The sequence below is a fragment of the Streptomyces sp. NBC_00377 genome, assembly GCF_036075115.1.
GTDB lineage: Bacteria > Actinomycetota > Actinomycetes > Streptomycetales > Streptomycetaceae > Streptomyces.
Genome location: NZ_CP107958.1, coordinates 6,109,176 through 6,129,074, shown reverse-complemented (window position 1 = coordinate 6,129,074; position 19,899 = coordinate 6,109,176). Strand labels below are relative to the sequence as shown.

The window sequence follows — 19,899 nt, the reverse complement described above, 5'->3', positions numbered from 1 at the left end:
CTCCCCCCGTCGGGATGCTGCGCGAGCAGATGTCGTGGTGCTGTCAGGACGGGGCCGGCGCGTCACCTCGGACAAGGTTCTGCAAGGCCAGCTGGTCCCGGATGCGCTGTGCCATCGTGTTCCACTGCCTGCTGAACCCCGGGAGTCTCTCCAGTTCCTCCCAGGGCGGGCTCAGGGCACGGTCCAGTCGCGCCTGGGGCATCCACAGGTGCAGCAGGTGGTCGACGAGCGGCCGCAGTACCTTCATCGCGGCCGCCTGGTTCTCCGAACCGGGCGGCAGACCGTCGAGCTTGTCACCGACCGTCGTCAGCAGCCAGTCGTGCAGGGCGAGGTCCTCGCACAGGGTGGCGGCCGCCGTGGGAGCGGTCCCTCGTGGCAGGCGCAGTTCGACGATCCGCAAGGCCGGGCCGAGCTCGGTGAAGAGGGCCGTCGCCGGTTCGCCGTCGTCGGCCGGTGACGCGGTCCAGCGCAGGCTGGTGTCGGTCGTGGTGAGCGGAGCGTCGTGGTCCAGGAGGTCGTGCCGGCGGGAGATCCTCGCCAGCAGGCTCTCGGCGATCGAGCCGATGTCCAGCTGCTCCCCCTGATGCCCGGTCAGGAAGCCCTCGGTGACGGATTTCACGGGCAGGCCGCCGACCGGAACCAGAGCACCGGGCCTGACCAGGTAGTACCCCCAGGGCCTGCGCCGGTCGGGCCCGGTGGCGGGGGCGCAGAAGTACGCCGTGGACTGTAGGACCCGCCCCTCGACGAGGCCCGCGTGGGCCGCCACGGTGCCGACGGCGCGGACCTTGGCCCCGGTGGCGGTGGGCAGCCGGCAGTCGACGCCGGTGAGGACGTCAGGGGAGAGGGCGTGCCGGTTGGGGCGCCGGGAGGTCCGGACGGGTTCGTCGGCCCGCAGCCGCAGCAGCCTTACGGCGGTCCGCTCGTCCACCGCCTTGCGGGTGGGCAGCAGGCAGGTGCGCACCTCGCCGCAGGCGAGGACGGGACCGGAGGGGGTGCCCAGGCCGTTCATGTCACAACCCCGGCGGGAACACGTAGGACGTGCGGTCCACGATGCCCGCGGGGACCGTGAGGCCCTCGCCGGCGGAGCGCTCGGCGACCTGCGCGAGCGCCTCGGCCTCGACGTGGACCTGGTCGAGGATGACGCGTACGGCGTGCTCGACGGGCAGGAACCGGGCCGGCAGGACGCTACAGGTGGCGTAGGCGGTGAAGGGCGTCGCGGCGGGGTTGAGCTGGAGGACGGGCGGCAGCGCGTCCCACTCGGCCGGGAAAGCCTCGCCCTGCCACCGGGTGGGGGTGAGGACGGCCGCGCCGTTGTCCCGCAGCAGCCCGAGCCGCACCAGCTGCCAGACGGAGGCCAGGAAGGCGCAGGACCAGGTGCGGGCGTCCTCGGGCCCGTTCCACAGTTCGACGTCCAGGAACACGGAGTGGCCGCGGGCCTCGGTCTCGCTCGGCGGCTGCCACACGCCGGTGGAGTCGAGGGCGGCCGAGGTCCGCTGGGAGGGGGTGCGACGGCCGTTGGTGAGCCAGCCGGTGCGGCCGACAGGCGGGCGGAAGCCGTTGCTGCCGGGCGGCGGTGACTCCACCAGCCGGTTCAGGACGGACTCGGCGAGTTCGGTCCGGTCTCGGTGGGCGGGGGCACCGGGGGCGAGGGCCGGGCCGGCGCAGCCCGACTCGCGGGCCAGGTAGTCGATGGTGAGCCCGGCCTCGGCCGCCGCCTCGAGCAGCGGCGGGATCAGCTCGGCGGGGGTGGACAGCCGGGAGAAGTAGTCGTCGATGAGGAAGCAGGTGCTGATCCGGGGCCGGCGGCCCGTCGGGAGCGGGCCGGACGCGGCCCGGGCCGCGTCCACCCATGGCCGTACGCCGGCGAAGTGCCGACGCAGCCGGACGGGCCCCTCGGAAAAGTCCTCCATGTACAAGTGGCCTAATTCCAGGGAGAGATGGGAGAAGGGCACGGATTCGGTCCGCGGCTCGGCGCTGCTCTCCCGGAAAACGGTGCCCGGCCCCTTCACAACTGCCCCCAGAACTTGTCGTCGGTCAGCCGCTGCGCGAGATCTCCTATGGCCTGCCAGGTCTCGTTGTTGGCGATCCGGCGGTCGTGCACGTCCTCGTCGGTGATGAGCCGTTCCTGCCACTGGAGGACGGGTTCGAGCGGAATGGACGCCAGCACCCTGGTTCTGCCGATGCCGCGGCCGGCCGCGAGTTCCTCGAGTTCCTTGTCGCACTGCCGCATCCAGGCGTACTGCGCGGGCGACACCTGCGACCACAACGGTGACTCCAGATCGGGCACCGCGGCACGGACGAACCTGATGGTGCCACCCAGTGCGTCCGGTTCGTGCCCCATGGCGGTACCGGCTTGCACAATGCCCTGTTTTCCGAATACGAGTTCGGCCGCCGCCATGACGTGCTGGCGTGTCCACCGGTGATAGACGAGCCAGCGGTTCTTGAGGCGTCCGAGCCCGCCCCGGGGTGAGGTGGCGGCGAGTGCCAGGTCCATCGCATAACTGCGTCCGGCGCTCAGGTCGACGATGATGACGTCGAATTCGCGCTTCAGCCGGAGGACGAGGTCCACGCAGCGGTGCAGGTTCTCCTCGTCGGTGACGAACTCGCCGCCCGTGCGGTCGCCGGGCAGCAGCACCAGCCGTCCTGATCCACCGGGCCTGCCGCGCAGGACGGGGTGTTCGGTGCGCGCCCAGACGTCGACCCGCAGCGGTTCGCTCGTCTTGCCCTTGAGATAGGAGTGCAGGCCGCGGCCCTCGGCCTCGGAGAGGACGTCGGGCAGGTCGAACACGGCGGCGGCGGTGGGCGAGCCGAAGTCGAAGTCCAGGTAGCAGACGTCGTCCCCGTCCAGCGCGCGGTGATACGCGAGGTTGGCGCTGGTGACGGAGCGGCCGGTGCCTCCCTTGTCGGAAGCGGCGAAGACCAGCACCTTCACACCCCCCGGGCGCCTGTGCCCCGGGCGCGGGCCAGGGCGTAGAGCCGGGCCAGGACGCCGAGGGCGAGCGCGTGGGCGGTGCCGGGCTGTTTGTCGACGAGCTGACGGGCGCGACGCAGGTCGGCCTCGATGCCCTTGATCTCTTCTCCCTGGGGGCTCTTGGGCGCGGGGGCAGGCTGTTCCAGCTGCTCCTTGCCGAACAGGTGGGCGGCCTCGCTGAGCGCGGCCTGGGCGAGGGCGGTCATCTCGGGGCTGCGGATCGGATCCTGGGTGTAGAGGGCGTGTGCGGCCACCATGCACTCGGTGACGCGCTCGGTGATGCTCCAGGACAACGGCCCTTCCCGGACCGGTGATTCGGGGTACACGGCGTGCACGTTGTCCCACAGGCCGACGCCCTCGCCGTCACTGACACGACGTGCCCAGAGATGGTCGAGGATGTTCTCGGCGAGGGTGAGCAAGCGGTCCTGGGAGCCGATGTTCCGTGACAGCGCGCACAGTTGGACGGTCCGCTTGAGCAGCTGCGCGGAGAAGTCGCCCATCGTCCACTTCATGGCCGGGCCGATCTCCTCACTGCCCAGCAGCGGGAGGGTGACGCCGGGGTTGTGCAGACCGATCGCCGGGTCCTCGCGGGCGGTGCGGCTGGTGATGCGACCGCGTTCGGCGAGGCGTTCCATGACGGCGACGGTGCGGGTGAGGTCGTCGTCCGTCGCGCGGCGGCGCACCAGGTCGTGGACGAGGATCGAGGCCACGGACAGGGAGAAGTACTCGGACTCCAGCTGCTGGAGCGTGGTGCGCCAGGGAATCTCCTCCAGCGGCCAGGTGGCGCCGTCGAAGCGGGCGATGCCCGACCAGTACTGCTGGGTGATCTCCCAGCGCAGTCGCAGCGCGTCGGCCAGCTTCTGCTGCTCGGCGGTGAGCAGGCCGAGGACGAGGGTGCGCTCGGAGGACAGGTCGGGGATGCCGTCGAGGGCGACGACGGTGAAGTACAGGTACGGCACGGCGTGGGCGACGCCCTGGGGCTGCTTGCCGATGTCCTGGGCGGTCTGCGCCTCCACCTCGACCTCGGGTGCGCCCTTCACGAGGCTCCAGGCCCAGCCGCATTCGAACAGCCGGTTCTCGTTGCGCAGCTGGTCGGCGACGTCGGTGTCCAGGCCGAGGGTGACGCTTTCGCTGATGAGGGCTCGCAGCGACTTGAACCGGTCCTGGAAGCGTTGCAGGACCTGCCGGTCGGACAGTCGGCCCCGGCCGAGCAGCCGGGCGAGTGCCTGCCCCTGGTCGGAGGCGATGTCGACGACGTTGACGGTGAAGGAGCGCAACAGGCTGACCATGGCCGCGGTCAGGCGGGCGCTGGTGGCGTCTCTGAGCTTGTCGATGCGGGCCAGGGTGCTCGCCCGCTGGGTCTTGCCGCGGTACACCTTGAGGAAGCCGAGGGTGGCCAGGCAGAGCGTGATCGACATGGAGTAGGAGTCGACGACGCCTACTTCCTCCTGCTCCTTGGAGAGTTCCTCCTGCGGGTTCTCCGGGGCGAAGTAATAGCCGCCGGCGAAGGTGGGGCTCTCCTCGCCGCGGTGGTTCTCCATGAAGTCGCCGAGGATCTCCACCAGGTTCGTGGGAATCTCGCTGGAGTCACCCGCGTTCCTGAGCGCCCTCTCCACGTCCAGCTCCGTGGTGTCGGGGTCGTCCAGGCGGAAGGGCTCGATTTCCGTGGCGGGGTACATGAGGCAGAGCAGACGCTCCGCGTCGGCGACGCTGCTGCGGCCGCCCCATTCGCCCCATTCCCATTCCCCATTGTCGAACGAATGGCGCGCGATGGCCTGCCACACTTCGAGCAGGTTCTGCCTCGGCTTGATCTGCATGCCCATTCCCCTCGCACAGGCCTGTCACCATCGGTGAAGAACTCCGACAACTCACTCTTCGTGTCGGTCTTTTCGTTGTCCGCAGGCCAGGATCATTCCCGTGTAGCCATCCCGCACGAGCTGCTTCGGATTGGCCATGCGATGAATCTCCACTTTGTCCGCGTAGTCGCCGAGGACCGTACGGACCTCGGATTCGTCGATATCACGGGCGGGGAAGGCTTTCGCGCCGACGTGATATCCCTCGGAATGCTCCATGAAGGCGGCGGCGAACGGCGCCCCGGAATCAAGGGCGTTCATGAAACACCCGACCCCCCGCCGGAATTCGGCGAGCGAGGTGGTGATGGACTCGGCGACGAAGAACATCGTGCCGAGGTCCCAGCGGCGCGTACCGGCGCAGAGGTCGAAGAGACTGCCCGACTCGGGCTGCTGGACGGCTTCCTTGAACCTGACCCGAGGCGTCATATCGAGGGTGGCATATGCCTCGTCCTTGCACAGGACGTTCCAGAACTGATCCCAGTGGGGGGCGTAGTCGGGGCACTGCCCCCGGAGGTACTCCAGATTCCGGGCCGACCGCTCCAGAAGTGTGATCCGGTCGCACCAGGGAAGCATGGCAAGGGCCGGATAGAGATTGGGTCCGGCACCGACGTCGATACCGGAAGCCGCCCGCCCACGACCTCGGAAGTGATCACTGAAGTGATCGCGCACATGGGAGAGAATCTCCTCGTCCACGGCCTGCATCTCAAGGTAATTGTGGCTGATGTACGCACCGGGATCGAAGTCGTCCCAGAGCACGTCATCATTCATCTTTTGGTCAGCGGCGGACGGTCCCGAGGTCATGATTCAGCGTAGCAGTACGCATGGGTCTTGAAGGAGTGGATGCACGGGGCAATGATGGAGATCAGATACGCAAATCGCACTGACTCCAATTCGATTTGTCGACATTTCACAAGGGGACCGCATGACTCCTCTTCCCGGAGATCGTTCTCCGTCGGGCACCGGTTCGATAATGAGCCAGATGTCCGGAGAAATACCCTTACGGATCAGAGCGGTCACCGAGGCGGATCTACCCCGTATCGTGCGCCTCGATGCCGACGCCTTCCCCCACGGCCCCTACCCCTTCTTCGTCCTGCGCCAACTCCTCACCGCCTGCGCCGACCTCGTGTACGTCGTGGACGACGGCAGCGACCTCCACGGATACGTGCTCGGGACCATGCCGAACGACGCCCAGAGCTGGGTCCTCAGTCTGGCCATCAGCCCCGGACTGCGCGGAAAGGGTTTCGGCCGGCAACTGATGACGAAACTGCTCGGTCAGCTACGGGCGAAAGGCGCTCATTCCGTCCGGCTCTCGGTGGAACCGCGCAACGACTCGGCCATCGCGCTGTACCGCTCCCTGGGCTTCGTCCCGGATCCCGGCGGGCCCCGCCCCGACTACTTCGGCCCCGGTGAGGACCGTCTCCTCATGACGCTCGCCCTGTGAGCCGCCCGAACCGCCGCACATACCTGCGCTGCCAAGGCGTCTCCACCGCGTGCCGGTCGTAGTGCCGGCGGACGAACTCCACCGCCCCGTCCGCCGGTACGCCGTCCAGGACCGCCACACAGGCCAGGGCCGTACCGGTGCGGCCGCGGCCGCCGGCGCAGGCGATCTCGACACGCTCGCCGGCCGCGCGGCGCCACGCCTCGGCGAGGGCCTCGCGGGCCTGCGCGCGATCCGCGGGGAGCCGGAAGTCGGGCCAGCGGAGCCAGCGGGACTCCCAGGGGGTCTCGGGGGGCCGCGCGCCGAGGAGGTACACGCCATAGGCGGGGACCGGCGCCGCCGGGTCCAGCGGGCGGCGCAGCCCGCGGCCGCGGATCAGCCGCCCTGACGGCAGTTCGAGCACTCCGGGGTCGCCGGCCCGCCAGGCCCACGCGTCGTTCTCCATCACTCCATTCGAACGGGATCGCGCGGCCCGGGCAACCGATTCCGCCCGACCGGTGGTCTGGAGGGCGAGGAGGGTGCTTGATGCAGGCCGAACAAGAGGACCGGTTCCAGGAGTTCGTCAGAGCGCGGTGGTCCCGGCTCGTGCGAACCGCGTATCTGCTCACGGGGGACGTCCACCACGCGGAGGACCTGACGCAGACCGCGCTGGCCAAGGCGTACCGGTCGTGGCGACGGATATCGCGCAGCGACAATCCCGAGGCATACGTGCGGCGGATGCTGGTCAGTTGCAACAGCGACCGGTTCCGCAAGCGGCGGGTCAGTGAGGCGCTGACCGCGGCGCCGCCGGATCGGGCGGGGCGCGACGAGGGCGCCGGGCAGGTGGAGGAGCGGGGCTCCCTGCTGGCCGGGCTGGCTCAACTCCCGCCGAAGCAGCGGGCAGTGGTGGTTCTCCGGTACTGGGAGGACCTGTCCGAGGCGGAGGTGGCCGAGGTGCTCGGCTGCTCGCAGGGCACGGTGAAGAGCCAGGCGTCGAAGGGACTGGCGAAGTTGCGTATGCAGCCGGGGCTGGCCGCCGGCCGCACGAGGTCCGGCGGCCAGGACGGGGATCACGGTGAGGGCCGCAGCCAGAACTTGAGCCACAGCCAGGGGCCGGATCGGGCCCACGGCCGGGGCCCGGTTCAAGGGCACAGTCACGTGCAGGGTCGAGTCGGGGGAGGCAGTAGGTGAACGGCTCGGGAGAGCAGATGGACCGGGAGGACTTCGGGTTCGAGGAGCGGATGCGTGAACTGCTCGCTGAGGACGCGTACACCATTCGGCCCTCGGCGGCGCCGTATCCGGCGATCCGGCGGCGGGGACTGGCCGAGCGGCGGCGGCGCGTGGCGGTGACCGGTGCGGCGCTGCTGACACTGGCGGCGGTGCCGGTGGGCGCGTACGCCGTGGCCGGGGGGAACGGGGGGCGGAGCGCCGACACGGCGGCGCCGAAGCCGTCGGTCGGCGCTCCGCACGGCACCGGCGGGACGGCGTCCGGGAGCCCGTCGGCGCCGGCGGTCACACCGGGCGGGACGGCGTCCGGGCCCGCGCGGCCCGCCACGGACGGGCAGTTGCTCGACGGGATCACCTTCGCGCAGGCCTCCGACGGCCTGAAGGAATGCCTGAACGCCGAGGGCGGGCCGCCCGGGAGCCTCGCCGATCTGGGCAAGCCCGAGGACTACCGGATCATCCTGGCGATCAGGAGCACCGGTGACACCAACGATTCGGGCGACGGGGTCTACGTCGCCGCGGTGAAGGACCGGACGGCGGGCCGCTGGGTGGTCTGCTCCGTCAAGGGCGGTGTGGCCTCGGGCATCAGCACCGGCTCGATCGACGACGACGCGCCGGGCAGGAAGCCGGTGGTGGTCGACAGCAACGGCGAGCAGCTGTACCGGCAGTCGTCCGTCGGCAAGGGCAACTGGAAGCTGCCCTTCCGGTGGGGGGTCATCGGCGCCGTCGAGACGTCGGTGGCCAGGGTGACCGTCTCCTACGGCGACGACGCCCCGGTGACCGCCACCCTGGACCACGGCTGGTTCGCCGCCGCCGGCATGCTGAACCAGCAGGTCACCCTGGCCCCGCACGTCAAGGGCTACGACGCCTTGGGCAAGCTGGTGTACGACTCCGACGAGGACACGACGTACCGGCGCACCCTGTCCTAGTCCCGGATGCGGCCACTGCCCGGGAAGGCTCAGGACGGCGTGCGGGCCGCCACCAGCAGGCGGGTCACCTCGTCCGCGTGGATCGTCAGGGCCGCACCCACCGTCGCGAGGACCTCCCGCTCGGCCGGGGTGTACGGGCCGTCCGCCAGGGCGATCCGGGCGCCCTGGAGCAGGATCGATTCGCGGCCGACCGCGGCGAGGTGCGGGGCGAGCGGGTCGAGGGCCTCGTGGAGCTCTATGGCCAGGCCCGGGCCGTACGGTTCGCCGTAGCTGTTGCCGGTGTCGGAGGCCACGGCGGCGACGAGGGCGGCGAGCTGTTCCTCCGTGCAGTCGGCGAAGCCTGCCGCACGGACCGCGCCCACCGCCGTCTCCAGGGACGTACGGGCGCAGACGCCGCCCGCGGACAGGACCGCCAGGGCGACGGTGTGCACGGCGTCGCGGAGCATCGCCGAGAAGCGGATGGTGGTGGGGTGGTCGAGGACGTCGGTGCCGAAGTGGCGGCGGCATGCCGCGCACTCGACGACCGGGCCGGTCTCACCGCGCGGCACGACCGGCATGCCGAGGAGGGTGAAGCGGCGCCTGCCGGTCAGCCGCTGGTAGTTGCGGTCGCCTCCGCAGCCCGGACAGAAGAACTCGCCGTCGCCCGCGGGCGTCCACGCGGTGCGGGTGCCCAGGATGCGGGCAAGGCCGGTGGCACGGCCGTCTGGTCCCCGTTCTGGCAGCACGTCGCACCTCCGTAACCCTGCGGCAACATCGCCGCACGCCCCCGTGATGTTAGCCACATCCATGAGGTGTAGTCAGCACCTGGGACGAGACCTTCCCGTGACCTCCACGGCGGGGTGGCCGATATACGACGGGGCCCTGACCGCGTATACAGCGGTCAGGGCTCCGAAAGCGCCGGTCAGGCGGGTCAGCGGGTCGCGCGGTTGACGGCCGAGACGACCGCCTTCAGCGAGGCACGCGTCGTGTTCGCGTCGATGCCGATGCCCCACAGGACCTTGTCGCCGATCGCGCATTCGATGTAGGAGGCGGCCTGCGCGGAGGCGCCCTCGCTCATCGTGTGCTCCTGGTAGTCCAGCAGGCGCACGTCGATGCCGACGGACTCCAGGGCGTTGAAGAAGGCCGAGATCGGTCCGTTGCCGGTACCGGTCAGGACGGTGTCCTCGCCGTCGACCGTGGCCTCGACGGTCAGGGTGTCGACGCCGTCTGTGTCGGTCGTCGACTGGCCGGTGCGGACCTGGATGCGGCCCCAGGGGTTCTCCGGGTTCGGCAGGTACTCGTCCTGGAAGACCGACCAGATGGCGCCGCCGGTGACCTCGCCGCCCTCGGCGTCCGTCTTGGCCTGGATGAGCTTCGAGAACTCGATCTGCATCCGGCGCGGCAGGTCCAGCTTGTGGTCGTTCTTCAGGACGTACGCGATACCGCCCTTGCCCGACTGCGAGTTGACGCGGATGACGGCCTCGTAGGAGCGGCCGACGTCCTTCGGGTCGATCGGCAGGTACGGGACCGCCCACTCGATGTCGTCGACGGTGACGCCCTTGGCTGCCGCGTCGGCCTCCATCGCGTCGAAGCCCTTCTTGATGGCGTCCTGGTGGGAGCCGGAGAAGGACGTGTAGACCAGGTCGCCCACGTACGGGTGGCGCGGGTGGACCTCCATCTGGTTGCAGTACTCCCACGTACGACGGATCTCGTCGATGTCGGAGAAGTCGATCTGCGGGTCGACGCCCTGGGAGAACAGGTTCATGCCCAGGGTGACCAGGTCGACGTTGCCGGTGCGCTCGCCCTGCCCGAACAGACAGCCCTCGACGCGGTCGGCGCCGGCCATCAGCGCCAGCTCCGCGGCGGCGACGGCGGTGCCGCGGTCGTTGTGGGGGTGGACCGAGACGCAGACGTGCTCGCGACGGGAGAGGTTGCGGCTCATCCACTCGAAGCGGTCGGCGTGGGTGGAGGGGGTGGAGCGCTCGACGGTGGCCGGCAGGTTCAGGATGATCTCGCGGCCCGGGCCCGGCTCGTAGACGTCCATGACCGCCTCGCAGACCTCCAGTGCGAAGTCCAGCTCGGTGTCGGTGAAGATCTCGGGGCTGTACTGGTAGCCGAACTCGGTTTCGGGGCCCAGCAGCTTCTCGGCGTACTCCATCACCAGGCGGGTGCCGTCGACGGCGATCTGCTTGATGTCGTCCTTGGAGCCGCGGAAGACGACCCGGCGGAAGACCGGGGCGGTGGCGTTGTACAGGTGGACGGTCGCCCGCCTGGCGCCCTTCAGGGATTCCACGGTCCGCTCGATCAGGTCCTCACGGGCCTGGGTCAGTACGGAGATCGTGACGTCGTCCGGGATCGCGCCCTCTTCCTCGATGATCGAGCGCACGAAGTCGAAGTCGGTCTGGCCGGAGGCCGGGAAGCCGACCTCGATCTCCTTGTAGCCCATCTTGACCAGCTGGTCGAACATCCGGCGCTTGCGCTCGGGCGACATGGGGTCGATCAGGGCCTGGTTGCCGTCGCGCAGGTCCGTGGAGAGCCAGCGGGGGGCGGCGGTGATCCGGTTGTTCGGCCAGGTGCGGTCGGGGATGTCGACCTGGTCGTACTGTCCGTACTTGTGGATCGGCATCTGGCTGGGCTGCTGGCGGTTCGCCATGGGGCGTTGGCTCCTCGGGGTGACCGGAGTGTGTCCGGACGGAAGGACGGCCGACGCGCAACACCAAGCACCGCGGGGAGGGGGTCGGCCTCGACTACAGGCCCTCGCCGCGGCAGCTAAGGAGAAGCAGCCCGAAACGCATAGTGCTCCGCAGCCTAGCGGAGCCGCTTCCGTCGCGCGGGTCCGTTCCAGTATGCGGGACCGTGAGGAGGAACCCCAGAAAAAAGGTGCATAACGTGCGTCACGCCACTTCTCGCCGTCCACGACTCCCCCGCCATACCACCTGGCACCCCAGCTCAGGCCCCTTTGTCACCGTATTTCACCAATCATGGTGGCCAGTGGTGACAGCGGGGTAACACGGTGCAAAGGTGCCGGTCATGACGACCCACGGGGGCTTCGAGCCCGTCTTCTGCACCGTCGTACCGCCACACGTCCTCGACCGGCTGGCCCGGAACGAGGACCCCGCCGTCTCCGGTCCCGCGCAGCGCACCATCCTGCGCGACGGCGAGCTGCGCATCCGCCGCCAGGTCACCACCGAGTACGGCCTCGCGGCCGTCCCGGCGGTCAAGGCGCCGTCGGACCGGCCGCTGCGCACGATCTACGACGCCGGGCACGGCACGTCCCTGCCCGGCACCGAGGTCCGCGCCGAAGGCCAGGACGAAGGCCCGGACGGCACCGTCAACCGTGCCTACTCCGGGCTCGGCGCCACCTTCGACCTCTACCTGAAGGCGTACCGGCGCCACTCGATCGACGGCGACGGCCTGCCCCTCGACGCCACGGTGCACTACGACGAGGGCTACAACAACGCCTTCTGGAACGGCGAGCAGATGGTGTTCGGCGACGGTGACGGCGAGATCTTCGTCGACTTCACCAACTCCATCGACGTCATCGGGCACGAGCTCACCCACGGCGTCACGCAGTACACGGCGAACCTGACCTACAACGGCCAGCCGGGTGCCCTCAACGAGTCGATGTCCGACGTCTTCGGGTCGCTCATCAAGCAGTACTCGCTCGGCCAGACCGCCGCGGAGGCCGACTGGCTGATCGGCGCGGGCCTGCTCGCGCCGAACGTCACCGGCACCGCCCTGCGCTCCATGAAGGCGCCGGGCACCGCCTACGACGACGACGTCCTGGGCAAGGACCCGCAGCCCGCGACGATGGACGAGTACGTCCGCACGGGCCGCGACAACGGCGGCGTCCACATCAACTCCGGCATCCCCAACCACGCCTTCTACCTGGCCGCCACCGCCCTCGGCGGCTACGCCTGGGAGAAGGCAGGCCTGCTCTGGTACGACGTGCTGACCGGCGGCGAGCTCGGCGAGCGGGCCTTCTTCACCGACTTCGCCAAGCTGACGGTGAAGGCCGCGCGCGAGCGCTTCGGCGACGGCGGGGAGGAGCTCCAGGCCGTGGAGAAGGCGTGGGAGCAGGTGGGGGTGCGGATTCTCTGAGTCCGTAATAGACAGGGACCCATGCGTATTCAGGTGAGTCGCACGGGCGGATTCGCGGGTATCGAGCGCCATGCCGAGGTGGACACCTCGGGGCGGCCCGACGCCCACGAGTGGCACGCCCTGGCCGAGCGGGCCGTCACCGCCGGCCGGGGCGCACCCCCGGCCGGTGTACCGGACGGTTTCAGCTACGAGATCACCGTGGACGGCACCACGGTGTACGCCGCCGATCCCCGGCTCACGGAGGAACAGCGGAAGCTGGTCTCGCGGGTGCTGAAGGAAGGCGCCTGACAGGGCCGCCGGGGCCCGGGCCCGGGGGTGTGGTCCGCCGGGGGCCCGAAGGGGCCTGTGGGGCTTGAGGGGGCCTGTGGGGCTTGAGGGGATCGATCCCGGGGCCCAACGGGGTCCCTCGCGCGGGCGTGAAGCAGGGGCATAACTGGCAGTTCACGCCGGGACGTTGACTTCCTTACCCAGCGGTAAGGATGATCCCGCCCATGGCGAACGATCCGCGCGACGCGGCGAACCCGATGCCCCCGTTCCCGGCAGGCTTCCTGTGGGGCGTGTCCACCTCAGCGCATCAGATCGAGGGCGCGGTGACCGAGCGCGACCCTTCCGTCTGGGACGCCTTCACCGCCGAGCCGGGACGGGTGAAGGACGGCTCCACGGCCGCGGTGGCCTGCGACCACTACCACCGCTACCCCGAGGACGTGGCGCTCCTGGCGGACCTCGGCGTGGACGCCTACCGCTTCTCGGTCTCCTGGCCGAGGGTGAACTCGCCGGCCGGACTCGACTTCTACGACCGGCTGGTCGACGAACTCTGCGCGGCCGGTGTCCGGCCCGTCCCCACCCTCTTCCACTGGGACCTGCCGGCCGGGCTCGACTGGCTGGAGCGGGACACGGCGTCCCGGTTCGCCGAACACGTCGCGGTGGTGGCCGGACGCCTCGGTGACCGCGTACAGAAATGGATCACCCTCAACGAGCCCGCCGAGCACACCCTGCTCGGGCACGCGCTCGGCACCCACGCCCCCGGGAAGCAGCTCCTGTTCGACGCGCTCCCGGTCGCCCACCACCAGTTGCTCAGCCACGGCCTCGCCGTCCAGGCCCTGCGCGCAGCCGGCGCCACGGACATCGGCATCGCCAACTCGCACGGCCCGACCTGGCCGGCCTCCCGGGAGCCCGCGGACCAGGAGGCGGCCGCCTTCTACGACGTCCTGCTGAACAGGCTGTTCGCGGAACCCGTGCTGCTGGGCGAATACCCGGAGGGCCTCGGCGATCTGATGCCGGGCGACGTACAAGCCGACCTCAAGGTGATCTCCGAGCCGCTCGACTTCTACGGGATCAACTACTACGCCCCGACGAGGGTGGGCGCGCCGCAGGGCACGGAGATCGAGTTCGGCGGGATCACCATGCCGGCCGAACTGCCCTTCTCCGTACAGCAGATAGAGGGCGTCCCGGTCACGGACTTCGGCTGGCCGGTCGTCCCGGAGGGCCTCACGGAACTCCTCACCACCTTCCGCGACCGCTACGGCGACCGGCTTCCCCCGGTCGTCATCACCGAGAACGGATGCAGTTACGAGGGCCTGGACGACCAGGAACGCATCGCCTACCTGGACGGCCATCTCCGGGCCCTGCACCGGGCGGTGGAGGCGGGCGTGGACGTGCGCGGCTACTTCGTGTGGTCGCTGCTCGACAACTTCGAGTGGGCGGAAGGGTACGCGCGCCGCTTCGGCCTGGTCCACGTGGACTTCGAGACCCAGGCCCGGACCCCGAAGGCGTCGTACGCCTGGCTGCGGGACATCCTGCGGGCGCAGAGATGACGACGGCGGACAGGGCCACGGCGACCGCCCTGACCGAGCCCGTGGAGCGGGTCGGGCGGGGCTGGACATCGGCCCTGTCCCTCGCCAACGGGGCGATCTGGGTGGGCTGGTACGGCCCCCTCCAGATCCTGCTGGCCTCCCAGGCCGAGGACTTCGCACCCGGCTCCGGCATGTCGAAGGAGACGATCCTGGCCTGGGTCACCGGCGTGGGCGCGATGGCCTCACTGATCGCGAACCCCCTCTTCGGCGCGCTGTCGGACCGGACGACGTCCCGCCGGGGCCGCCGCACCCCGTGGATCGTGGCGGGCACCGCGGGCGGCGCCCTCTCGCTCCTGCTGCTCGCCGGAGCGGACGGCGTGTGGACCATGGCGTTGGGCTGGTGCCTCGTCCAGCTGGCGCTGAACGCGGCCTTCGCGGCGGTGACGGCCGCCGTCCCCGACCGGGTCCCCCGGCTCCAGCGCGGGTCGGTGGGCGGCTGGCTGGGCGTTGCGCAGATCCTGGGCGTGGTCGGCGGCACGGGGCTCGCCACGGCCGTCGGGGGCATCGGGGCGGGGTACGTGGCCTGCGCGGTGTTCACGACGCTGGGCGTGCTGCCCTACGTGCTGCGGTACGAGGATCTGCGGCTGCCGGCGGAGGACCGGCCGGCGTGGTCCTGGCGGGGGTTCGCGGCCGGTTTCTGGCTGAGCCCGCGCACCTACCCCGATCTCGGCTGGGCGTGGCTGACCCGCTTCCTGATGAACCTGAGCAACGCGCTGGTGCTGCTGTATCTCCTCTACTACCTGCGCGACCGCCTGCACCACTCCGACCCCGAACAGGGCGTGCTGATCCTGACGGCGGTCAACGGAGTGACGCTGCTCGCCACGGTGGTCGTCGGGGGCGCCTGGTCGGACCGCGTCCGCCGGCGCAAGCCGTTCGTGATGTGGTCGGGCGTGCTGATGGCGGTGGCGACGGCGGGCCTCGCGACCTGGCAGACCTGGCCGGGGGCGATCGTCGCGGCGGCGTTGCTGGGCATCGGCTTCGGCGTGTTCACGTCGGTCGACTTCGCGCTGATGACCGATGTGCTGCCGAAGGCCGGGGACCGGGGCAAGGACCTGGGCGTCATCAACGTGGCCAACGCCCTGCCCCAGGTCGCGGCCCCGGTCCTCGCCGCGCCCCTCGTGAACCAGCTGGGCGGCTACCGGGTGCTGTACCTGGTGGCAGCGGCAGTGGGGCTGGCGGGAGCGGTGCTGGTGGGACGCATCAGAGGGGTGGACTGACCGCCCGTTCGTGTCCGGGCAGGGCTACCGCGCTCCGGCGTCCCGGGCCGCGCAGACGCCGGGGTACAGCGGGCGGCAGCCGAGTTCGCGGCGGATGCGTTCGGTGGAGGTCGGCTGGAAGAACGGATCGGGGTCGGTGCGCTCGTAGAGCTCGGCGGGCACGTCGACCCCGTTGAGCCGATGCGGTTCGACCGCCGTGACGGGAGCGTCGTCGGCGATGTCGTCCACAGGGCGACGAAACGCCCCCTGCACCCGCTGGTCGGCCTGCTGGAGCTGGGCTGCGAGGTCCTGCTCGGCCACGAGCACGACCCGTTCCTGGCCATCCACACAGCCCGGCCGGGCACGGAGGCCCGGGAGCGGCTCCGACCGCTCCGCGGGGTGGGCCGCCAGGCCATGTCCCCGCGGACGACGCCCTCAGGACGGACGGTCTAGAACCCCAGCTTGCGCAACTGCTTCGGATCCCGCTGCCAGTCCTTCGCGACCTTCACGTGCAGGTCGAGGAAGACGGGGGTGCCGAGGAGCGCCTCGATCTGCTTGCGGGACTTGATGCCCACGTCCTTCAGGCGCTTGCCCTTGGGGCCGATGATGATGCCCTTCTGGCTGGGGCGCTCGATGTAGATGTTCGCGTGGATGTCGAGCAGCGGCTTCTCCGCCGGACGGTCCTCGCGCGGGAGCATCTCCTCGACGACCACCGCGATGGAGTGCGGGAGCTCGTCGCGTACGCCCTCCAGGGCCGCCTCCCGGATCAGCTCGGCGACCATCACCTGCTCGGGTTCGTCCGTCAGGTCGCCCTCGGGGTAGAGCGGCGGGCTCTCCGGGAGCATCGGCACGAGCAGGTCCGCCAGCAACTCGACCTGCTGGTCGCCGACCGCGGAGACCGGCACGATCTCCGCCCACTCGAACCCCAGCTCCTTGCCGAGCTGGTCGATGGCGATGAGCTGCTCGGCGAGCGCCTTGGAATCCACCAGGTCGGTCTTCGTCACGACCGCGACCTTCGGCGTCCGCTTGATCCCGGCCAGTTCCTTGGCGATGAACCGGTCGCCCGGGCCCAGCTTCTCGTTGGCCGGCAGGCAGAAGCCGATGACGTCGACCTCGGCCCAGGTGGCGCGTACGACGTCGTTGAGCCGCTCGCCGAGCAGGGTGCGCGGCTTGTGCAGGCCCGGGGTGTCGACCAGGATCAGCTGGGCCTCCGGGCGGTGCACGATGCCCCGCACCGTGTGCCGCGTGGTCTGCGGACGGTTCGAGGTGATGGCCACCTTCTTCCCGACCAGAGCGTTCGTGAGAGTGGACTTGCCCGCGTTGGGACGACCCACGAAGCAGGCGAAGCCGGCACGGTGTACGGACTCGGCCGACTGCTCGGATGACTGGTTACGAACGCTCATGGCCCCCATTCTCCCTGATCCACGAAGCCCCGCCGCACACACGAGCGGCAATGCCCTCCGCCGTGAGCTCCCGGAAACCTCCACGCAACGAAACGTCACGGAAACACACCCGTACGCGACCGGAAACCAGAACCGGTGAACCTCTGACGAGCCCCCGCACCGTTGGAGACCCCGTGACTCTGGCCGCCGCCCACGCGAACACCGGCGACACCGCCTGGCTGCTCGCCGCCACCGCCCTGGTCCTGCTGATGACCCCGGGTCTGGCCCTCTTCTACGGCGGCATGGTCCGCACGAAGAGCGTCCTCAACATGCTCATGATGAGCTTCGTATCGATCGCGCTGGTCACGGTGGTGTGGCTGGCCGCCGGCTACTCCCTCGCCTTCGGCGACGACGCCGGCGGCGGGCTCATCGGCGGGCTGGAGCAGGCCGGAATGGCGGGCCTCGGCCCGGACAGCGTGCAGGGCACGGTGCCCACCCTGCTCTTCGCCACCTTCCAGCTCACCTTCGCGATCATCACGGCCGCGCTGATCAGCGGAGCGATCGCCGACCGGGCGAAGTTCGGCGCGTGGCTGGTCTTCGTACCGCTCTGGGCGCTCCTCGTATACGTTCCCGTCGCCCACTGGGTCTGGGGCCCCGGTGGCTGGATCCTCGACCGGCTGGGCGCCCTCGACTTCGCCGGCGGTCTTCCCGTCGAGATCACCTCGGGCGCCTCGGGACTGGCATTGTGCCTGGTCCTGGGCCCACGTCTGGGGTTCAAGAAGGACGCGATGCGTCCGCACAACCTCCCCATGGTGATGCTGGGCGCGGGTCTGCTCTGGTTCGGCTGGTTCGGCTTCAACGCGGGCTCCGCGCTGGGCGCGAACGGGCTGGCGGCAGCCGCCTTCCTCAACACCCTCGCAGCCGGCTGCACCGGACTGCTCGGCTGGCTGTTCGTCGAGCAGAAGCGCGACGGCCATCCGACGACCCTGGGCGCGGCGTCCGGCGCGGTCGCGGGCCTCGTGGCCATCACGCCCTCCTGCGGCTCGGTCTCCCTCCTCGGCGCGCTGGTCGTCGGCCTCGCCGCCGGTGTCGTCTGCTCCTACGCCGTGAGCTGGAAGTTCAGGCTGAACTACGACGACTCCCTCGACGTGGTCGGCGTCCACCTGGTCGGCGGGGTCATCGGGACACTGCTCATCGGCGTCTTCGCGGTGGACTCCATGACCGGCGGCGCCGAGGGCCTCCTCTACGGCGGCGGTCTCGGCCAGCTCGGCAGGCAGGCGGTCGCCGTCGTCGTCGTGGGGGCGTACGCCTTCACCGTCACCTACGGCATCGGCAGGCTGCTCGACAAGGTCATCGGTTTGCGGGCGGACGAGGACCACGAGCACACCGGCCTGGACCTTACGGTGCACGCCGAGACGGCATACGATCACGGCGTCCTGGGCCACGGCGCCCCGGTCTCCGCGCACTCCGTCCCCTCCGCCCAGAAGGTCAAGCCACAGGCATGAAGCTCATCACCGCGATCGTCAAGCCCTACCGCCTCGACGAGGTCAAGACGGCCCTCCAGGAGCTGGGCGTGCACGGCCTGACCGTGACCGAGGCCAGCGGCTACGGCCGTCAGCGCGGCCACACCGAGGTGTACCGGGGCGCCGAGTACCAGGTCGACCTCGTGCCCAAGGTCCGCATCGAGGTCGTCGTGGACGACGCGGACTCCGACGCCGTGATCGACGCGATCGTGCGCGCCGCGCACACCGGCAAGATCGGTGACGGCAAGGTGTGGGCGCTGCCGGTCGAGACGGTCGTGCGGGTGCGGACGGGTGAGCGGGGACCCGACGCGCTTTAGGCTCCGCTGGTCTGGCCGATCTTTGTCTGCGGGTCCGCCGTGGCTGGTCGCGCAGTTCCCCGCGCCCCTGAGCGGCTCGGCCGTCCGCGCCTTCGCCGCCGTATGGTCAGGAACCACACCCCTGCTGCGATCGCCGCCGCCACTACCGCCGCCACCAGCCACGGCACCGCCACGAAGGACGCTGTCGCGGACTCCTTCGTGTTCTTGGCGGTCGCCGTGAGCCTGACGTCGGTCCAGTCCAGCTGGGGGGCCGCGGTCCAGCGTTCGGTGAGGCGGACGCGCTGGCCCGGGAGGAGCTGGGAGGGGATCTTCGTCAGGTCGCGGGTGAGCAGGGTGCGACCGAAGAGACCGCTCGCCTTCAGGCGGACCTCGGGGGCGAGGGTGACGTTCCCGGTGTTGTGCAGCGTGTACGAGATGGTCGCGGTGCTGTCGCCGAGGCCCGGGATCAGGGGCTGGTCGTGGCTGATCCGGACGTTCTCGACAGCGAGCGCGGGCAGTGTGGGGCCGCCGACCTGGAGGTAGACCCGGGCCCCGACGGCCCGCTGGATCCCCAGCGCGACCCCGCCGTCGCCCTTCTCGACCCGTTCGTCGAGGGCGACGATCGCTCCCGGGTGGTCGCCGGGCTCGGCGCCCTCGGGCACCCGCACGGTGAAGGGCACGGTGACCGTCCCCCGGCCGGGCACGGTGACCCGGTCCCTGGGCAGCTCCGCCCACGCGCCCACGCCCCGCATCTTCTCGCCGAGCGACTTCACGGCGAACCCGCCGTCGCGCGCGGTGTTGTAGGCGTCGGCCGCGTACAGCCGGAAGGTGAGGGGCCGGTCCGTCTTGTTGGCGACGACGACCTTGTCCTCGATCGTCTGACCGGGATCGGCGGAGACGTAGAAGTAGGGCCGCGCGGCGACGGCCGAGGAGACGGGGTAGACGGACCAGCCGCCGTTGTCGGCGGCCCGGGCGGGGGTCGCGAGCGTCAGGAACAGCAGGGTCGGCAGGAGCGACAGGAGAAGGGCGTACGGCTTGCGCATGGGTGCGGACCCCCCAGCGAACGGGCCCCGGCGATTGGGCTCGGGCGAACGGGCTCGGACGATTGGGCTCGGGCGAACGGGCTTCGGTGGCTGGGTGGACGGGCGGGTGCGGACCTGTGGGGCGGGCGCCCG

Annotated in this window: 19 protein-coding genes and 1 pseudogene; 9 read left to right on the top strand and 11 right to left on the bottom strand. The window is 70.4% G+C overall.

The features are described 5' to 3' along the window. Window positions 1–43: 43 nt before the first annotated feature. Genes OHS71_RS27265 through OHS71_RS27245 form a run of 5 tightly spaced genes read right to left on the bottom strand, consistent with a single transcriptional unit; the run spans window position 44 to window position 5,625 of the window. Window positions 44–1,009, bottom strand: a complete 966-nt coding sequence (locus OHS71_RS27265) for an SCO2521 family protein (RefSeq protein WP_328481963.1) — start codon at window positions 1,007–1,009, stop codon at window positions 44–46. Between the two features lies 1 nt (window position 1,010). After that, a complete protein-coding gene (locus OHS71_RS27260; RefSeq protein WP_328484657.1) occupies window positions 1,011–2,021 on the bottom strand; it encodes an SCO2522 family protein in 1,011 nt (336 codons plus the stop codon). Next, complete coding sequence (locus OHS71_RS27255; protein ID WP_328484656.1) at window positions 2,006–2,926, bottom strand: SCO2523 family variant P-loop protein; 921 nt, start codon at window positions 2,924–2,926, stop codon at window positions 2,006–2,008. Before OHS71_RS27255 ends, OHS71_RS27260 begins: the two co-directional genes overlap by 16 nt. 2 nt (window positions 2,927–2,928) lie before the next feature. Further along, the gene (locus OHS71_RS27250; protein WP_328481962.1) at window positions 2,929–4,788 is read right to left on the bottom strand and encodes an SCO2524 family protein; all 1,860 of its coding nucleotides are present in this window, start codon (window positions 4,786–4,788) and stop codon (window positions 2,929–2,931) included. A 51-nt stretch (window positions 4,789–4,839) separates the two neighbouring features. After that, a complete protein-coding gene (locus tag OHS71_RS27245) occupies window positions 4,840–5,625 on the bottom strand; it encodes an SCO2525 family SAM-dependent methyltransferase (protein WP_328481961.1) in 786 nt (261 codons plus the stop codon). A 178-nt stretch (window positions 5,626–5,803) separates the two neighbouring features. Here OHS71_RS27245 and OHS71_RS27240 point away from each other — a divergent pair, with 178 nt between their 5' ends. After that, complete coding sequence (locus OHS71_RS27240; RefSeq protein WP_328481960.1) at window positions 5,804–6,265, top strand: GNAT family N-acetyltransferase; 462 nt, start codon at window positions 5,804–5,806, stop codon at window positions 6,263–6,265. Here the strand turns inward: OHS71_RS27240 and OHS71_RS27235 are convergent. Next, on the bottom strand, window positions 6,246–6,707 hold the full coding sequence (locus tag OHS71_RS27235) for a protein-tyrosine phosphatase family protein (RefSeq protein WP_328481959.1): 462 nt from the start codon (window positions 6,705–6,707) through the stop codon (window positions 6,246–6,248). The genes OHS71_RS27240 and OHS71_RS27235 overlap by 20 nt on opposite strands. 80 nt (window positions 6,708–6,787) lie before the next feature. Here OHS71_RS27235 and OHS71_RS27230 point away from each other — a divergent pair, with 80 nt between their 5' ends. Both OHS71_RS27230 and OHS71_RS27225 read left to right on the top strand, forming a co-directional pair. Next, the gene (locus tag OHS71_RS27230; RefSeq protein ID WP_328481958.1) at window positions 6,788–7,432 is read left to right on the top strand and encodes a SigE family RNA polymerase sigma factor; all 645 of its coding nucleotides are present in this window, start codon (window positions 6,788–6,790) and stop codon (window positions 7,430–7,432) included. Further along, a complete protein-coding gene (locus tag OHS71_RS27225) occupies window positions 7,429–8,394 on the top strand; it encodes a hypothetical protein (protein ID WP_328481957.1) in 966 nt (321 codons plus the stop codon). Before OHS71_RS27230 ends, OHS71_RS27225 begins: the two co-directional genes overlap by 4 nt. Before the next feature lie 29 nt (window positions 8,395–8,423). Here OHS71_RS27225 and OHS71_RS27220 read toward each other — a convergent pair whose 3' ends face one another. After that, a complete protein-coding gene (locus tag OHS71_RS27220) occupies window positions 8,424–9,119 on the bottom strand; it encodes a TerB family tellurite resistance protein (RefSeq protein WP_328481956.1) in 696 nt (231 codons plus the stop codon). Window positions 9,120–9,304: 185 nt separating this feature from the next. Beyond that, window positions 9,305–11,026, bottom strand: a complete 1,722-nt coding sequence (gene leuA / locus OHS71_RS27215; protein ID WP_328481955.1) for a 2-isopropylmalate synthase — start codon at window positions 11,024–11,026, stop codon at window positions 9,305–9,307. Between the two features lie 377 nt (window positions 11,027–11,403). Between leuA and OHS71_RS27210 the strand changes: the two genes are divergently transcribed. The 4 genes from OHS71_RS27210 to OHS71_RS27195 all read left to right on the top strand — a co-directional run bounded on the left by OHS71_RS27210 (window position 11,404) and on the right by OHS71_RS27195 (window position 15,544). Continuing rightward, entirely contained in the window at window positions 11,404–12,474 is a 1,071-nt protein-coding gene (locus tag OHS71_RS27210) for a M4 family metallopeptidase (RefSeq protein WP_328481954.1), read from the top strand. Between the two features lie 21 nt (window positions 12,475–12,495). Then, window positions 12,496–12,762 (top strand): protealysin inhibitor emfourin, encoded by a 267-nt coding sequence (locus tag OHS71_RS27205; protein ID WP_328481953.1) that lies wholly within the window; start codon window positions 12,496–12,498, stop codon window positions 12,760–12,762. Window positions 12,763–12,965: 203 nt separating this feature from the next. Next, window positions 12,966–14,288: a GH1 family beta-glucosidase gene (locus OHS71_RS27200; protein ID WP_328481952.1), complete on the top strand. Its 1,323-nt coding sequence runs from the start codon at window positions 12,966–12,968 to the stop codon at window positions 14,286–14,288. Next, window positions 14,285–15,544 carry an MFS transporter gene (locus OHS71_RS27195; protein ID WP_328481951.1) on the top strand — a complete coding sequence of 420 codons (1,260 nt, stop codon included), beginning with the start codon at window positions 14,285–14,287 and terminating at the stop codon, window positions 15,542–15,544. The genes OHS71_RS27200 and OHS71_RS27195 overlap by 4 nt, the downstream gene beginning before the upstream one ends. Window positions 15,545–15,568: 24 nt before the next feature. Here OHS71_RS27195 and OHS71_RS27190 read toward each other — a convergent pair. Continuing rightward, window positions 15,569–15,766 (bottom strand): annotated as a pseudogene (locus tag OHS71_RS27190) (NAD-dependent epimerase/dehydratase family protein); the annotation flags it as partial. A gap of 206 nt (window positions 15,767–15,972) precedes the next feature. After that, complete coding sequence (era, locus tag OHS71_RS27185) at window positions 15,973–16,926, bottom strand: GTPase Era (RefSeq protein WP_328481950.1); 954 nt, start codon at window positions 16,924–16,926, stop codon at window positions 15,973–15,975. 173 nt (window positions 16,927–17,099) lie between these two features. Here era and OHS71_RS27180 point away from each other — a divergent pair, with 173 nt between their 5' ends. Then, window positions 17,100–18,410, top strand: coding sequence for an ammonium transporter (locus tag OHS71_RS27180; RefSeq protein ID WP_328481949.1), 1,311 nt, complete (start codon window positions 17,100–17,102; stop codon window positions 18,408–18,410). After that, window positions 18,407–18,745 carry a P-II family nitrogen regulator gene (locus OHS71_RS27175; RefSeq protein WP_328481948.1) on the top strand — a complete coding sequence of 113 codons (339 nt, stop codon included), beginning with the start codon at window positions 18,407–18,409 and terminating at the stop codon, window positions 18,743–18,745. Before OHS71_RS27180 ends, OHS71_RS27175 begins: the two co-directional genes overlap by 4 nt. Here the strand turns inward: OHS71_RS27175 and OHS71_RS27170 are convergent. After that, window positions 18,742–19,767, bottom strand: coding sequence for a WxL protein peptidoglycan domain-containing protein (locus tag OHS71_RS27170; RefSeq protein WP_328481947.1), 1,026 nt, complete (start codon window positions 19,765–19,767; stop codon window positions 18,742–18,744). The genes OHS71_RS27175 and OHS71_RS27170 overlap by 4 nt on opposite strands. Window positions 19,768–19,899 lie beyond the last annotated feature (132 nt).

Bases quoted from the DNA above. Each gene is read 5' to 3' on its own strand.
- OHS71_RS27235 (WP_328481959.1), bottom strand. From the start codon at position 6,707: ATGGAGAACGACGCGTGGGCCTGGCGGGCCGGCGACCCCGGAGTGCTC.
- OHS71_RS27175 (WP_328481948.1), top strand. From the start codon at position 18,407: ATGAAGCTCATCACCGCGATCGTCAAGCCCTACCGCCTCGACGAGGTC.
- OHS71_RS27205 (WP_328481953.1), top strand. From the start codon at position 12,496: ATGCGTATTCAGGTGAGTCGCACGGGCGGATTCGCGGGTATCGAGCGC.
- OHS71_RS27240 (WP_328481960.1), top strand. From the start codon at position 5,804: ATGTCCGGAGAAATACCCTTACGGATCAGAGCGGTCACCGAGGCGGAT.
- OHS71_RS27210 (WP_328481954.1), top strand. From the start codon at position 11,404: ATGACGACCCACGGGGGCTTCGAGCCCGTCTTCTGCACCGTCGTACCG.
- OHS71_RS27195 (WP_328481951.1), top strand. From the start codon at position 14,285: ATGACGACGGCGGACAGGGCCACGGCGACCGCCCTGACCGAGCCCGTG.
- OHS71_RS27265 (WP_328481963.1), bottom strand. From the start codon at position 1,009: ATGAACGGCCTGGGCACCCCCTCCGGTCCCGTCCTCGCCTGCGGCGAG.
- leuA (WP_328481955.1), bottom strand. From the start codon at position 11,026: ATGGCGAACCGCCAGCAGCCCAGCCAGATGCCGATCCACAAGTACGGA.
- OHS71_RS27250 (WP_328481962.1), bottom strand. From the start codon at position 4,788: ATGCAGATCAAGCCGAGGCAGAACCTGCTCGAAGTGTGGCAGGCCATC.
- OHS71_RS27200 (WP_328481952.1), top strand. From the start codon at position 12,966: ATGGCGAACGATCCGCGCGACGCGGCGAACCCGATGCCCCCGTTCCCG.
- era (WP_328481950.1), bottom strand. From the start codon at position 16,926: ATGAGCGTTCGTAACCAGTCATCCGAGCAGTCGGCCGAGTCCGTACAC.
- OHS71_RS27230 (WP_328481958.1), top strand. From the start codon at position 6,788: ATGCAGGCCGAACAAGAGGACCGGTTCCAGGAGTTCGTCAGAGCGCGG.
- OHS71_RS27245 (WP_328481961.1), bottom strand. From the start codon at position 5,625: ATGACCTCGGGACCGTCCGCCGCTGACCAAAAGATGAATGATGACGTG.
- OHS71_RS27170 (WP_328481947.1), bottom strand. From the start codon at position 19,767: ATGCGCAAGCCGTACGCCCTTCTCCTGTCGCTCCTGCCGACCCTGCTG.